At 39.9% G+C, this 15877-nt stretch carries 11 protein-coding genes and 1 pseudogene; 9 read left to right on the top strand and 3 right to left on the bottom strand.

Features of this window, described 5'->3' with window-relative positions:
• Window positions 1-124: 124 nt before the first annotated feature.
• Together V7K50_RS24825 and dpdE are read right to left on the bottom strand one after the other, a co-directional pair.
• Window positions 125-2278 (bottom strand): O-linked N-acetylglucosamine transferase, SPINDLY family protein, encoded by a 2154-nt coding sequence (locus V7K50_RS24825; RefSeq protein WP_334964740.1) that lies wholly within the window; start codon window positions 2276-2278, stop codon window positions 125-127.
• Between the two features lie 320 nt (window positions 2279-2598).
• Window positions 2599-5910 carry a protein DpdE gene (gene dpdE / locus V7K50_RS24820; RefSeq protein WP_334964738.1) on the bottom strand — a complete coding sequence of 1104 codons (3312 nt, stop codon included), beginning with the start codon at window positions 5908-5910 and terminating at the stop codon, window positions 2599-2601.
• A 345-nt stretch (window positions 5911-6255) separates the two neighbouring features.
• Between dpdE and V7K50_RS24815 the strand changes: the two genes are divergently transcribed.
• The 6 genes and pseudogenes from V7K50_RS24815 to V7K50_RS24785 all read left to right on the top strand — a co-directional run bounded on the left by V7K50_RS24815 (window position 6256) and on the right by V7K50_RS24785 (window position 11353).
• The gene (locus tag V7K50_RS24815; protein ID WP_334964736.1) at window positions 6256-6510 is read left to right on the top strand and encodes an RNA-binding S4 domain-containing protein; all 255 of its coding nucleotides are present in this window, start codon (window positions 6256-6258) and stop codon (window positions 6508-6510) included.
• 47 nt (window positions 6511-6557) lie between these two features.
• Window positions 6558-6974: an alternative ribosome rescue aminoacyl-tRNA hydrolase ArfB gene (gene arfB / locus V7K50_RS24810; RefSeq protein ID WP_334803192.1), complete on the top strand. Its 417-nt coding sequence runs from the start codon at window positions 6558-6560 to the stop codon at window positions 6972-6974.
• Between the two features lie 629 nt (window positions 6975-7603).
• Window positions 7604-8488, top strand: coding sequence for a lipid kinase (locus tag V7K50_RS24805; protein ID WP_334964734.1), 885 nt, complete (start codon window positions 7604-7606; stop codon window positions 8486-8488).
• Window positions 8489-8594: 106 nt separating this feature from the next.
• Entirely contained in the window at window positions 8595-9200 is a 606-nt protein-coding gene (locus tag V7K50_RS24800) for an exopolysaccharide biosynthesis protein (RefSeq protein ID WP_334964732.1), read from the top strand.
• 431 nt (window positions 9201-9631) lie between these two features.
• Window positions 9632-10783, top strand: a pseudogene (locus V7K50_RS30830) (ISH3 family transposase).
• Window positions 10784-10999: 216 nt separating this feature from the next.
• The gene (locus V7K50_RS24785; protein WP_334964726.1) at window positions 11000-11353 is read left to right on the top strand and encodes a hypothetical protein; all 354 of its coding nucleotides are present in this window, start codon (window positions 11000-11002) and stop codon (window positions 11351-11353) included.
• Between the two features lie 544 nt (window positions 11354-11897).
• Here V7K50_RS24785 and dnaG read toward each other — a convergent pair.
• On the bottom strand, window positions 11898-13874 hold the full coding sequence (dnaG, locus tag V7K50_RS24780; RefSeq protein ID WP_334964978.1) for a DNA primase: 1977 nt from the start codon (window positions 13872-13874) through the stop codon (window positions 11898-11900).
• Here dnaG and V7K50_RS24775 point away from each other — a divergent pair.
• From V7K50_RS24775 to V7K50_RS24765, 3 genes are read left to right on the top strand one after another with little or no spacing between them, the layout of a single operon-like run.
• Window positions 13873-14034 carry a hypothetical protein gene (locus V7K50_RS24775; RefSeq protein WP_334964724.1) on the top strand — a complete coding sequence of 54 codons (162 nt, stop codon included), beginning with the start codon at window positions 13873-13875 and terminating at the stop codon, window positions 14032-14034. The genes dnaG and V7K50_RS24775 overlap by 2 nt on opposite strands.
• 39 nt (window positions 14035-14073) lie before the next feature.
• On the top strand, window positions 14074-15426 hold the full coding sequence (gene tftA / locus V7K50_RS24770) for a hormogonium tapered terminus morphoprotein TftA (RefSeq protein WP_334964722.1): 1353 nt from the start codon (window positions 14074-14076) through the stop codon (window positions 15424-15426).
• Window positions 15404-15676 carry a hypothetical protein gene (locus tag V7K50_RS24765; protein ID WP_334964720.1) on the top strand — a complete coding sequence of 91 codons (273 nt, stop codon included), beginning with the start codon at window positions 15404-15406 and terminating at the stop codon, window positions 15674-15676. Before tftA ends, V7K50_RS24765 begins: the two co-directional genes overlap by 23 nt.
• Window positions 15677-15877 lie beyond the last annotated feature (201 nt).

The following is a 15877-nucleotide window of genomic DNA, read 5'->3' as shown; positions in this document are numbered from 1 at the left end:
AGCAGTTGCTATAGCAGTTATCGTTTACGTGAGGTACACCCGTAGGGGCACGGCATTGCCGTGCCCCTACACCTCTTGATGTAACGTTGTACTGCATCTGAATGGGAACCGCTATATACTTTCTTTAGCTTCTCAACGCGATCGCCTTCTTGATGAATGCTTCTAAGTTTTGGGTAGCAGTGGGATTGTCAAATAGAAGGTTGATTGACAATTTTAGAGCTTCACGAACTGAGTATCGCCAATCAATATCTACGGCTAATCGCACTGCAATCTGAATATATTTCGAGGTATCATCTGCAATTGTCTGTGTTACACCGATAGCTTGCAAGAAACCATAAGAATGACGCCCCCGCATAAACTCACCAGGACAAGTGACAATCGGTAAATGACAGGCGATCGCATCCAGTGTTGTATTTCCACCCGCCCAGTTGAAGGTATCTAAATAAATGTCTGCTAAAGAAAGCAAGTCAAAGTAATCATCACGGGGTAGCACAGGAGAAAATAGACAATAGTCAAGACTATCTAAGCCTACAGTTGCGAATGCCCGTTTCAGACGTTCTTGAGAAATCCCAGAGCGAAGGAACATAAACTGAGCATTGGGAACTTGACGGGCGATTTCTGCATAAATGTAATCGTGGTGCGGCAGATATTTATAGGCAGCTTGACTAGAGATGTAGACGATAGCATCTTCTCGTAATCCAAAAAATAAGCGATCGCGGCGAATTGAGTCAACTTTGATCGCAGGATAGGAAATCCCAACACCAGGCAAAGGTACAAGGCTTTCGCTGTAGTGATATTGCCCATTCACCGGCTCCATCAATTCGCTAGATAAAAAATAGTCAATGGTGGGTAGTCCAGAAGTTACAGGTTGCCCCCAAGCCATACATTGAATTGGTGCTAAACGGAGTCCAGCAATACATAGTGTTGTGGCATCCATTCCTAATTCTGGAAAAATTAACACATCAAGGCGATCGTCAATAACTTGTTGACAAACCTGTTCTAAGTTATTCGGCAAATGATAAAACTTTGTACTATAAGACTGAAATAATTGAGTAACAGCATCAACTTGATGCCCTATGTGATATGAATAAATTTCAAAGTTTTGATTATCTGCATATTTAAGCCAATTTAAGAACAAAACTGTCCCACTCCAGCTACACAAAAAATAGGAAAGATAGCCAACTTTAATTCGTTGATTGTTGCTAACAGATGAAATGGGACGCGCTTGAATCCATTGCGGATAATTTGCCGCCATAATTTGGTGAACTAGCCGTCCATATTGCTGCTGTAATCTCAGATCATTCTTTCCCTGATATGCAAGGAAAAAGTTTGTATGATGGCTGATTCCTCTGAAAGCTTTTTTCTGCTCATCGGGACTATTAAGAGTTATTTCTTGAATCAGTTTTTCTAGCCCATGCTGAAACCAATCTCGGTAAGTATCAATCTCTTCAGGAGTATGATAAGTTTCTGGGAGCATCAGATAGCTCAACATCTTAAATATGTAGTTTTCAGGAAACTTTTCACTAACCTGTTGAGCGAAGTTACGAGCTTCCAGATAGTTCTGGCTTTGCTTTAGGCGAATAATCAGCCAGAAATAGAGTTCTTCTGCTTGAGGACAATTGCTAATGCCATTTTGCAATGTTTCTATAGCCCCTTGCATCTGGCCAGTTTTACACAAAACATCACTTAGTTTCAGATAATAGCTAATCTCGTGTGGACAACTGGATAAATACTTCCTGTAATATGGGATAGCCTTTTCAGGCGATTCACTATTTGTAAAATAGTCACCCCATCTGTGCCAAGATTCTCGCCGAGCCGCTTCATAAATACTTGGCTGTTGAATTTCTGACAAATCACATTTGCGAATTTGTGCAATTTCTTTTTGCTGAATAATGTAGCGATCTTCGTTGTTAATTGGAATATGAAAGTTAATTAATGATTTAATAATAGACCATTGTTGTGTGCTTAACTGACCCGTAAGCCCTACATTCAGGTCTTCAGAGACAGCATCTTCCAAACTAAGTTTGAGAACTGTCTCAAAAAGCAATGAGTTAGCATCATCCTGTAGTTCATCCGATAAGCTTTGGCTGTCAATTAGCAGTGTGATATCTTCTCTAACTGGATGTGTGAAAAGAGTTCTGAGAACATTCATCAAATCTTCTGCGTTAGCGAAGCTCGCCGTTGGCGCAGCCTCTCGAAGATAAGGCATCGCAGTTTCTAAATTAGACCAGTCAGGAAAAATAATAAGATTAATATCTCTTAATTCATTAATTAACATAGCGTTGTAATTCCTAATGACAACTTGCCTTGTGTATAGGCACTACTATATCAATACGGTTCACTTAAGGCTAAAACTCTTTTTTTACGTAGACGCTTCGGCTTCCCGCAGGGTACCGCAGAGGCGCAGAGGACACAGAGATAAGAGAGGGAAGAAATGCTTAACTGAACTGTATTGACTACTATATATGTTTTTACAGCAATGTCATCAGTAATACCAAAATAAAAAGATCCCCGACTTCTTCAAGAAGTCGGGGATCTGAGCCTCTCGACATTTGCAGATCAAATATGATTCTCAAGGCTATTTAACCGCACATAATATCACTCTAATTGCCCAAGTGAGCGCCCCGATACAACAATGAAACCCACAGAATCAAGCCTCAGAAGCGGCTGACGAATTCCCTCTAGAATGGCTGCATTTAAAGCAGTTTCTATCCTCAATTCTTCAGCTAGTGTCTGATCCCAACTTTGCTGATTTAGGCGCAGACGTAATTGTTCTACTCTGTTACCTAATTTCTTTTGGGCAACATTAGCGCAACTTTGGCATAAGTCAATAAAATCGGGACGATTGGCGAGTAATTCTGAAGAAGTGTTACGCACTTGATAGCAAAAGTTTTGCCATTTACTAGGGTCAACAAAATCGTCAATAATTTCTAAACGCTCTTTTGCTAAGTTGTAATCTCGTCCTTGATTATTGTTTTTATCTTTATATGGACGTTGCAGAATACTTAAGAGCGCTTTATCCTCAACAACAGATATTAGCTCATTACGACCATCAACATAGATAGTTTCGATAATTGGCGGAAATAGAGCATCAACACGTCGCTGCAAGTTTTTGAATTGAGAATTATCTAGTTTGTTATCTATTAAAACTTGTTTGACAATTCTTAAATTTGCCTCGACTACATAATTGCATTGGAAACCAAACCACTCCTTCCCTTCTTTAGCATCCCAAGATGCATCAGTGCGCCACATCGCAAAGGCTTCACCTCGATCATCCCAGTTTATATAGTTCCAGAGGGATTCGACAAATCCTTCCCCAATCCGAAAGAGTTTAACACCAGAATTCTGATTTGCTACCCGGCGATTATAAGTACCGAATTGGTCTAGATAACTATCAGCAAAACGGTTTTTCAACTCATTTATCGGCACCAAGGTACGCGTTGTTGGTTGATAACGTCGCATCTCTGATGAATCTGGGTTATTCATTGCCCTGAATCCTAAAGCGTCACAAATCCAACCTTCAATTGCTCGTTTAATTTCTAAATGACAAGCATCGTAATTATCTAAATCTTGAAAATACTGGGTTGCAATTTCATCGTTAGCGTCAATTTCATCTAAAGCATTTTGTTCGCTAATTTTGGATATTTCCGCTTCAATTTGCTCTTGAATTGGCAAAATCGCTTCCAACAATCCAGCCCCACTTGATTCAAACAAAACTGTTTCTAATTCTGCAAGTTTCTCATCCACATAAAACTGTAGACTGGCAATTGATTGTTGGAAAATACCAAACCCATCTTTTAATACTTTATACCAAGCATTGTGAGGGCTATCTTCTAAATAGGGGCCAATTAAGGCACAAGATTGGATGCCAATTTTGCTGCCAATGCGGTCAAGTCTGCCAATTCTTTGCTCTAATTGATTAGGCGACCAAGGAAGGTCAAAATGAATTAACCAATCGGCAAACTGGAGGTTACGCCCTTCTTCTCCAGAGCGATCGCAGACTAAAATAAAACAGTTTGAGTTATTCTTAAATCTATTTAAGCCTTCCTCAACTTTATCTGGTGATTCTCCAAACTGATGGCTGGCTATTGTCTCTGCACCAAAGGTATCAGACAAATAGCGGACAATTTCTGCACAACTTTGCACAAAACTGGTAAATACAATAAATTTTGGCAGAATATCCCCAGTAATTGGCCTCCGAATTCTCTGCTGTATTCTCGTGATGAATTCCTTTTGATTCTTCCGAACGTTTGCGGGAATTTTAAAGTAAGTACCTAGCTGATTCAGCAGCACTGTTTTCAAACTTTCCGTCCGTTGTCCGTCCTCTTGAGGTTGACGAATAATTTTTAGTAAGGATTGCAGAATCTCTTCTTCCCCTACAAATTTGGGGGTTGTAGTTAAGATGCGAAGATCATCTTCTCTAAACTCCTGGATGAGTTTTGTATGAGGCTTACCAGTTAACCGGGCGGTAATTACCTGCTCTAAAATGCCTAACCAAGTACCAGAAGCTAAGAAAAACAGCAGAAAAATTTGCTGAAATTGCTTTTCACGGGGAGCAACACTACGCCACTGATTGAGGAGTTCGTGAATATCAGGCGATCGCTCGTCTAAATCATACTCTTCTTTGGGCGTAAAGTTGCGGTCAAATATCACATCTTCCACTGCCGCGCGACGGTTGCGAAGCATTCGCCGGTGTAGTCGATAGATATCGCTGACATGAACGCGAATCCCTTGGAGGATTTGCTCTTGCTCAGTAGAATTTGCTTGTAAACAATTTTCTAAATCATCCGCCAGCTTTAGTAAATACTCATCCTCAGCAAAGAGGTTTCGCAATTGCTGCAAGTTGCTTTTCAAAACCAGAGGTTCTGCACCTTCTTTAAAAGAAAGCAAAAGTTTACCAATTTGCTGACGGCTGGCAATTTTGGCGCGAAAACCTTCTAAATCACCAAGTTTATAGGTTGTGGGGTCCAGCAAGTGCAACATGGCCAGAAAATCTTGCTCATGATTGAGAACCGGAGTGGCAGATAATAAAAGTAAGCGATCGCTTTTATGAGCAAGTTCTTTGCAAGTCTGAAAACGCTGGCGTACTGTTGCATCCTTAGAGGTTGCCATTGCTGCAATATGATGGGCTTCATCTAAAATTAAGCAGCCTATCCTCGCTTTCAGGTTGATTTTATGGATATCTTCAACCGCCAGCACCGCTACCCGTTTGCCAAAATGGGAGATGTAAAATTTGTTTTCTAATTCCAGGCGCCATTGTTTGAGCAAATATTGCGGAACTATCACCACCGCCCCTTTTTTCGGCTCATCAAGGAGGAATTGACGGAGAATCGCACCCGCTTCGATGGTTTTTCCGAGTCCCACCTCATCTGCTAGTAAGTAGCGCTGAATTGGGTCTTCCAGCACCCGCCGGACGACTTCAACTTGGTGAGGATAAAGATCAATGTTTGCTGAAATGAGTCCCGTCATCCCGCGACTCACAGCCCGTTGCTGAATCAAGGATTTCACGAAAGCCAATCTTTTGTCGTGGAAGTAGGGCGTTTCGTGACCCTTCATTGCTAGAGTTTGAATGGGGTCGGTGTTGGGTAAATTGCAACGAACGTAAATGTCTTCTTCAGTAGCGATCGCAGTTTTCTTATCTGGTAAATCGATTTGATACATTTCTGTATCTTCATCCCAGATGAAAACCCTGCCAACTATCCATTTGTCCTGGGTTGGAAACTTAATGTAGCATCGAGCTTGGGGTTCAAGCTTGACTTCAGAGAGGGAATTTAAAGGTAAAGTTTTTTGAAGACGTTGCCCTACTGAGCAGAAATACTCAACGGTCGCATTGGCATCAGATATTTCTGTAACTTTTCCGATACCCAAAGAGTTATTCTGGGACTGTACCAATAAACCAAGCTTAATCATAGATCCAGTCCCCTGAACACACTAAAAGAACCTTCCAGACTAGTTTTTTAGCCTATATCTGGCAGTTTTGTCGATCAACATTATAGATAATAAACTGGTATTACAGTTTTTGTGATGGCGATCGCTATGCTTTGATAAAGATACAAAGCTCATTCAAAGTCAGCCAATTTGTATTTTTACCTAAGAATACTGACTTGGGAGTATAAATTCACCTTCCGATTGATAGACTCAGGAAGTAGTTGAGGTTTCATTTAATTTTATCTGAGATGATTATGTAGCGCCATAGATTCATACTTTGCCTTGATAACACCACAATCCAATTAAAAGCACGTACTTTTATTTATTATGAAAAAAATTAGAGACAACACAATTAAGTTAAATCAATTTTTAAAGTTAATGGGTATAGTGCCAACTGGAGGGCAAGCTAAACTAATGATTCAAGGTGGCGATGTCCAAGTAAACGGTATGCTGGAAACCCGACGAGGGCGGCGACTAGTACCGGGCGATAAAGTCACAATACAAGGACAGACTTTAGAGGTGAATTTGAACAACAATGAACACGAAGATGTAGTAATAAATTTTCCCGAATCAACCGAGTAAAGGATTTTTATCCCAAATTTAAAAGTTCCTCTTTTTCCTTGTGAGTAATGCTACAAATTTCCAACAAAGTTATTATCCCACAGAGTGATATTGAAATCACTGCGATTCGTTCGCAAGGAGCAGGAGGTCAAAATGTGAATAAGGTTTCCACCGCGATTCACTTGCGTTTCGATATTGTGGCTTCATCATTACCCGATTATTATAAACAACAGCTTTTAAAGCTGAACGATCGACGCATCACCCAGGAAGGAGTTGTCGTAATCAAAGCCCAAGAACACCGAAGCCAAGAGAACAATCGGGAGTCAGCATTGAAACGACTTCAAGAACTCATTCAAAGCGCAGTTGTAGTGACAATAAAACGCAAACCCACCAAACCAACTCGCAGTTCTCAAAAAAAGCGCCTTGACTACAAAAGTAAGCGCGGACAGGTTAAGTCTAATAGAGGGCAGGTGACAGATTGTTGATTCATCGAATACTGACATATAGCAATCCTAAATCATTCGTGAACAACGAGAACCCCGACTTCTTAGAGAAGTCGGGGTTCTGAGTCTTGTGATTTTCGCAAATCAAAGAGGATTGCTATATAGGACTAATATTTGATTTCTGAAAAAGCTCAGTAAAACTCGGAAAACCTAATTCCCTATTCCCTACTCCCCACTCCCCACCTACGTAGATAATTTCAAAAATCAAATACGATTGCTATATATAATAATTGTTTTGTGAACTAAAAATTAAATAATCGTAACTATTGATAGTATTAATACAAATCAAATATCGAAATATGTATTTATCTTAATGAAAAATATCCCATTTTTTGGCATAATAATATTTGAATATTTACCTACTTTAGAAAAAATACCTAAGTTTCAGTTATTTAGTGAGTAATAATTATATTTATTCGGCATTAACACACTGAAGACTAATAGAGCTAAACTAGATAAGAATAAAAAATTAGTAGTCACAATATAATAAATATTAACAGAATGAGTTTTTGATAAATTTCATCACAGACCAAATACTTTTTTATAGTCAACTTTAAAGAGAATACATAGATGCCGATAATTGGACATATCAACTACAAAAATTACTACCCATGAGTTCCCGCGCACTGCTGTTAGTAAATCGTCATGCCCGCCAAGGGCAAAAGGGTCTGTCGGAAGCGATTGAATACCTGAAGACACTCGGACTTGATTTAATTGAGGAGTCTACAGAAGATCCTAAACATCTTGCTGAAGTTATATTTCGCTATCAGCATGAAGTTGATTTAGTAATCATTGGCGGAGGAGATGGCACTCTCAATGCCGCAGTAGATGCTTTAGTTGAGACTCAGTTGCCTTTGGGAATCTTGCCTCTGGGAACTGCTAACGATCTAGCGAGAACTTTGGAAATCCCCAATTCTCTTAGCGAAGCTTGCAAAATTATTGCTTATGGCAGTTTACACCGCATCGACTTGGGATGGGTGAATGGCAAGCACTTTTTTAACGTTGCCAGTCTGGGATTAAGTGTAAAAATTACCCAACGACTTACCAAAGAAGTCAAGCGCCGTTGGGGAATATTTGCTTATGCCGCCACTGCATTGCAAGTGATTTGGGAAGCAAGACCTTTTACTGCGGAGATTATAATCAACGGTGAATCGGTTCGCGTCAAAACAGTGCAAATTGCCGTGGGTAATGGTCGTTATTACGGCGGTGGTATGGCAGTAGCCCACGATGCCACAATCGATGACCAAAGGCTAGACCTTTATAGCTTGGAGATTGAACACTGGTGGCAGATTATATTATTACTACCCGCAATGCGAGAAGGGCGACACATACATTGGCAGAATGTACGTTCTCTTCAAGGTCAAGGAATAGAGGTGTATACTCGCAAACCACGCCCTATCAATACAGATGGTGAAATCACTACCTACACACCTGCTCGTTTTCGGGTTATACCTAAAGCAATAGCTGTTTTAGTACCTCCAGTAATCACAAATTAGGAGTCATTAGATTTTAGATTTTCCTTCAATTCAAAATCTAAAATTGGCAGAGTTAGAAGTTATTCTCCTTTATTGCTAAGTGGGAACTCGCATCAAGTCACGCCAAATGCATCTGAGATTTTCTCAAGATATCAAGTCCCTGTTGCAACGCCTAGCTGAACAACCACTCACTCTAGGTGATATTCTGGCAGAAACCTCAGAACGAGGGTTCAGCCTAGTAATTACATTATTAGTTTTGCCCTTTTTGTTTCCTATGCCACCGGGATTAGCTGGCCCTTTTGGTGCTGCTTGTTTACTATTGTCAGTGCAAATGCTTTTAGGGAGGCGATCGCCTTGGCTACCAAAAAGAATCGCTAACTACAAATTCCCTCGTCCCTTCGCCCAGTTGCTTTTGCAAAATTTGGGGCGTCTTACCAAAGTTTTCCAGAAAATAGCCCGTCCCCGATTGCCAAAAATAGCCCAGAATCCTTTGATTTGGCGAATTAATGGGTTTTGTATCTCTTTATTAACAGTATTATTAATATTACCAATTCCGTTTACAAATCCTATCCCGACTGTAGGTATTTTACTTTTGACTGTTGCCACCATCGAATCTGACGGTTTATTAATTTGCATCAGCTATGGTATTACTATTTTGATTGCCTTGCTATTTGGATTTATTGGTTATGCGGTGTGGTTAGCTCCCAGTTTGCTACCTTCTATATTTAAATAATAAAAGCCCTCAACTTTAGGTTGGGGGCTGTAATTTATTAGGGTGCATCTACCATTTATTAATCCGCTTGATTGATTGCCATATCCGGGAGAATTAGATTTCTAATAACGATTCTGTGAGAGGATGTTTCAACCCACATTCTGCACCCTGAACTGGCACAAGTGAGAGAAAAGCCAAAAAGGGGGAGAATATACTAGATATAAATGCTCACGATGGGTGCTGAAGCCTTTGCTGACTGTGTTATACCAATTCTGTATGAAGATGCGCTAAACCATATTTAACAGTAAACCAAAAAGTTTTTCCCAAAGAGCATCGCTAATTTAGTCTACGTATTTTAAAGTGCTATACAATACTAAGCTGATAAATAATGCTTATAGTATCCTGAAAAATTTCTAAAAATGAAATGATGAGAGTAGTGTGTAGCATATTGACTGAAAAAATTGAGCGTTTCATCAGAAGAACTGGCAATAACCGCCTCAGAAACCCTTGATGAGGTTATTGAGTGTTTAGTAGAAAATTTTTCTGATTCTCAGGGGGGATGTGACCAACAAACTTTATTTGAAATTCTAATTAAGGCAGCTAGTAGTGGAGATAGTATTGAAAATACAGCCAAATTATTAAAGAACGTTCCCACAGCTAATGATATTAGATATCATCTCAATAAAATCAAAAACTTTGAGGAATTAGAGGCGCAAATAAATCAAGCGCTGAAAAGTCGAATTCCTTTAGGATTGAAAAAAGGCTCTTTAAAAATAGCGATTGATTTAAATTTAATTTGTTATTATGGTAAGCCAACATCAGAGGAATCAGCATAGATATATCGAAGTCAAGCCAAAGCTGGTACTCATTCATTTTACGCCTATGCAACTTTATATGTGATTACTAAGAATAAGCGTGTAACCCTTGCAATTAGGGGTGTTCGCCAATTAGATACTAGTGTTGCTCTGATTACATATTTATTAGCAGAACTCGACTCTCTCAAAATAAATGTGAAGAAACTCTATTTAGATAGAGGTTTTTTTAATACTCCTGTAATCCGATGGTTGCAGGCACTAGATATTCCCAATCTTTAAACCTGCTATCAAGACCGGAAAGAAAGAAGGAATAAAGCAATTTTTAAAAGGCAGAAAAAGTTATAAAACTACTTATACAATAACTAGGGATAAAGATGATTCAGTTACATTTGATTTATGGATTATTTGTAAATATCGAAAGGGAAAGCGTAATCAGCGTGGAGTTCAATACTTTGTTTATGTTGCTTACAAGGTAAAAACAAATTTAGATTACATCTATCAAGATTATCGAAAAAGATTTGGGATTGAAACTAGTTATAGACTGAAAAACATTTGTCGGATTAAAACTAATAATAAAAATCCTGTCTTGAGATTACTATTTGTTGGTATATCCAATATCTTGTTAATATTTGGGTTAATTTACTTTGGCTCAGAATCAGCCGAAAAAGGAAGGGTAGTCGATTAATTTATCGCACACTTTTTGTATTAAAACAAATGTTAACATTTTTATCTCAAGCTATTGAACGGAAATATCAAGTCGTTGAAAGCATCTATATTCCATCAGGTTAATATTGACCATTTTCGGCTAGCTAATCATAAGTAATCATAATCTATAATGTGTCTGCTAGTCAGAATACTCTGTTTTTCTAAGTATAATAAGCTACATTGCGTCTAGCGATTGCTCTTCTCTCAAAAACTTTTTGGTTTACTGATGATCATCTTTACGAAATTGACCGAATCTTTGTTGTAATCATAATTGTCAATGTAACACTACTCAATTAGATTATGGATAAAAATACAGAAACGCTCTTGGATGCTGCTACAAGTCTTTTTGACAACAAAGTAGTAAAAAGCGGGAAAGTGATTACTAAAACTACTGGTGTTGCAACGGCTGCCAGTATTGTTATTGGTAATACTGCAACTTCTTTAGCAACCCAAGGAACGCTTGCAAATCTAGCGAGTGCTGGTTTTACTGCTCTTCCTACCCTTCTTGGCGGTGTAACTCCTATAGGTACGGCTGTTGCTGCTACAGGGACAGTAAGTGCTTTAACGGCTGTTGCTTCGATTGCAACTCCTTTAGGATGGGTCATAGGAGGTGCTTGGAGTGCATATCGAATATACCAAATTTGTAAAAAATAATAAGTAGCTTACACAACCTGTCAATGGGGTATTAGTAGCATCCTAACAGAAAACGGGGATGTGTGACTCGTTTTCTGTTCTAATGATTCTCATACCCCAATAAGGGTGGAGGTATACATATAACTACATACATAAATACAGGCTCTAAAATGCAATTCCTAAAAACTTTATCCATTCTTGATTTTTTAATATAATAATAACTTATTGATTAAGGTATATAAAGTAACTTAGCTATACTTAGTAATTGAATGAGCATAAGCCTTGGAAAAAACTTTGTGATTTACTGTTTAAGTACAAGAAAGAAAAACGAACCGCAAAGTCCGCAAAGGACACAAAGAAAGAAGTTAAAAGGGTTTCGCGTAGCCTCACAAAGAAATGGTATTAGGGACTGACAACAAATAAATTATCCAATCTTGTGGGATGGGCATCTTGCCCGCCAATAGCCAAAGGCGGGCAAGATGCCCACCCCACAAGAAGTAGTTGAGTATTTTTTTATTTGTCAGTCCCTTAGTGCAAGTTTCATCACCCTGCGGGTTCGCAGTTCCTACAATAACTCTGTGATGGAAAACAACCGTTGTCGATCTATTTTTTGAAGCTTGATTTTTTCAGCGTAGAAAGCCTGATAATAGGATTGATAGCGCTCTGGTTCAACTTCTGGATCGGTTTGTTGCCATAGTTCCAAAAAGTGACGATAGCGTTTTTCCAGCATCACCAAATCCATGCAAGCGATCGCAGCTTGAACCACTTGCGGAGTCCGAAGTATTTCTTTCTTCCATTTCTCGTTCAGATGAAACAGATGGGACACTAATCCCAATTCTTCAGACGCTTCTAAGTATCTGTTTTGCAACGTTGATATTAAATCTAGCTGTTCCATCGCTGTTTCTAAAATCTGTTGCCATAAAAATCGGTGGTGGGAAAGGCTAAATTGCAAATCTCGCTCTTCTAGTTCGTCAATAATCCCTTGACGCTGTTCAGGACAATGTAAGTAAATCCGCAGTAATAAGGCTTCTGCGTGTTCTAAAAGACTGCGTTCTGTGGGGAGTGGAGAGTCGGGACTTGTACTGAGCGACTTGTGCCGAGCGGAGCCGAGGTAAGCCGAAGTAGTCGGGAGTGGGGAAATGACACCTCCCCATGCTTTCTTGGCTGACACAGGTTTAGAGTATGTTGCCGCAGCCGGAGCAATTTGAGTTAACAGATTTTCGACTCGTAGGGGTATAAGTCTGGTATCTCCCAAACTGAGTATTTCTGCACAGTAGGAAACATAATAGTTACGTGTATCACTGTTAGCTATATTTTTAAGTAATTTAACTAATTGCTGAGTTACTTGCTGAAAATCAGTAGCCTGTCTTAAGTCACGATCTTTAATAATTTCTTGAATCTGCCAGTCTAGCCAAAGTGGGGCATTTTTTAGCAGTTCTCCATAATCTTCTGGGGTGTGGCTATGCAAATATTCATCAGCATCTTTGCCATCGGGTAAATTAAGAATCTTTAGCTGAACTTCGCCTTTGTATGCTAGATCGGCAATTTCGCCGATCGCACGTTCGGTGGCATTAGTTCCGGCTTTATCAGCATCAAAGTTGAGTACTAATTGTTTTGATTCGGTGTAACGTAATATTAATCTGACTTGTTCTAAGCTTAAAGCTGTACCCAGTGAGGCGACGGCGTTATTAATACCAACAGCGTGGAGAGCGATCGCATCAAAATATCCCTCTACCACCACGGCTTGATCGAGTTGAGAAATTCCACCTTTGGCTTGATCGAGGGCAAATAATGTTTTACCTTTACTAAAAAGTTCCGTTTCTGGTGAATTCAAATATTTAGGTTGTTCATCAGTCAAGGTTCTACCACCAAAGGCAATGACGCGCCCTTGGACATCACGAATGGGAATCATTAAGCGATCGCGGAATACATCATAATAACCGCCTCCTTCCTTACGTGGCTTAATTAATCCCGCTTTTTCCAGTATTTGCGCTGGGTAATGTTTATCTTCCACTAGATAACGATGGAGAGTTTCCCAACCTGCCGGGGCATAACCTAAACCAAATTGCTGTATAGTTTCTTCTTTGAGTTGGCGGTTAGATTGCAAATATTTAATTGCCTGTTGCCCTTGGGATTGTCTCAGGGCGTGTTGATAAAACTGTGAGGAGGTTGCCAGAACTTCGTACAACTGCTCACGCAAAGATAGCTGACGCTGTAATTCTTGGCGTTGTTCGGGTTCGAGAGTTTGCACAGGTACTTGGTAACGCCGTGCTAAATCCAGCACCACATCAGCAAAAGAACGCTTTCCCAACTCCATCACAAACTTAATGGCATTTCCCCCAGCTTGACAGCCAAAGCAATAGTACATTTGCTTGGTTTGGCTGACAGTGAAACTGGGAGATTTCTCATCATGGAAAGGGCACAAACCGACAAAATCCTTTCCACGTTTGCGTAAAACTACGTATTCCGAGACGACATCTACAATATCAGCCCGTAGTTTAACTTCCTCAATTGTGTCTGGGTGCAAGCGGGGGATTTGCATGGCTTTGTCATTAGTCATTGGTCATTGGTCATTGGTCATTGGTCATTGGTCATTGGTCATTGGTCATTGGTCACGAACTTTGGAGAAATACCAAAGGACAAATGACAAAAGACTTCTGATCGCTATTATATTCTTGTTGCTAGACCAAGAAGATGTATAGAATTGCTTACGCTTAATTTTACCAGAGGAAATACTGAGAATGGGACGTATCTTTATATCGGCTGCTCATGGAGGCAAAGAAGCGGGAGGAATCGATGCAGGTGCGATCGCAGGTGGTACAACTGAAGCTAAAGAAATGATTCTCCTACGGGATTTGATTGTCACGGAACTAAGAGCGCGGAATTTAGAAATTTTAGCAGTCCCTGATGACCTCAGTCCCACCCAAACTATCGCTTGGATCAATTCTCGCGATCGTCGGGGTGATGTCGCCCTAGAAATTGAATCTAATGCAGCTAACAGCCCTTCTGTGCGTGGGGCTAGCGTCTTCTACATCTCTAATAATAGCGATCGCAAAAGCAATGCTGAACAGCTGCTAATGGGGTTGTTGCGCCGCGTACCCCAATTACCGAATCGGGGAGTCAAACCAGATACAGATAGTGGATTAGGTAGTTTAGTATTCTGTCGCCAGACAACGCTTCCAGCTTTGGTGATGCAAGTGGGGTTTCTCACCAATCCAGAGGATCGGGCTTTGCTGCAAACTCGTCGCCGCGATTTTGCTTTGGGAATTGTCGATGGACTAGTAACTTGGAGTCGGGTAATTGACCCCACTCCCGGAACTCCGGCAGAAGCAAATTATCCGCCAATTAATATTAATATTAATGGGCAAAGTTACACAGAACAAGGGGTTTTAGTTAATGGGAATGCTTACATCCCCATTGATTTAGTAGACCTTCTACGGATTGACCTTTCAAAAGCAGCTAATGTCAATCGAATTACTTATCACAAAATAGTTTATGTCAAAGCGATCGAACTGCGAGATTTTAAGGTTGCAGTGAGTTGGGATGCGGCAAATCGGACTGTCAGCTTGCGATCGAATTTGGTGGTTTGCCCCGGTCAATTTGACCGAGTGATGTCAAACGGTAATACTTCAGAAATACAGTTACAATTATTTTTGAGAAATAATAATGAAAATGCTTTGGCAAAGTTTCCTGACATTCCCAAACTTTATCGGGAAGAAGCAGGTATAGAGGGAGTTAACTATGATATTGCCTTTTGCCAAATGTGTGTAGAAACTGGATTTTTACGGTTTGGTGGTGATATTAAACCTGAGCAAAATAACTTTGCTGGCTTAGGTGCCATCGGTGGTGGTTCAGAAGCTGCATCTTTTCCAAGTGCCAGAATTGGAGTGAGGGCACACATCCAACATTTGAAAGCTTACGCTAGTTTAGAACCTTTGGTACAAGAAGTAGTAGATCCGAGATTTCGCTTTGTGACACGCGGAATTGCAACCTTAATTGATCAGCTATCGGGGCGGTGGTCAGCAGATTTGGATTATGGTACGAAGATTTCAGCAATGCTAAAACGATTATATGAATCAGCAGGACTTCTTTAAGTTACGCAAGAATTTTCAAGTTCATCAATTGTTGTTAGAGAAGGGAATTAAAGAAGAGTTTCCTTCTTTGCGAGAAATTGATAAACTTATAGAAAATCAGCTACTGAGTATGTCGAATTTGTCAAATAATAATCCAATTGCAACCAAGTATCGAATTGATGAAGCGCTGCAAATATTGACACAATTGGGCTTGGACTTTACCAAAGAATTGGGTCTAAAGCCCCGTGCTTCACGCAATGCTTTAAAGTAATGAGTAAGGAGTAATGAGTAATGAGTGGATGAAAAATGGGTATTTACTCATTACTCATTACTTATTACTCATTACTCCTTCTTAAGAGCGCCTTTAGGTCGGTGAGGATGTCAAACGGGCACAGCTTAACAAAAAGTCAGCTTTAACTCTTCTGAATTCTGACTTCTGAATTCTTCTTCAATAATGATTTTGCCCCTCCTT

The organism is Nostoc sp. (assembly GCF_036917135.1).
Classification (GTDB): domain Bacteria; phylum Cyanobacteriota; class Cyanobacteriia; order Cyanobacteriales; family Nostocaceae; genus Nostoc.
This window is presented reverse-complemented; position numbering and strand designations above follow the sequence as displayed.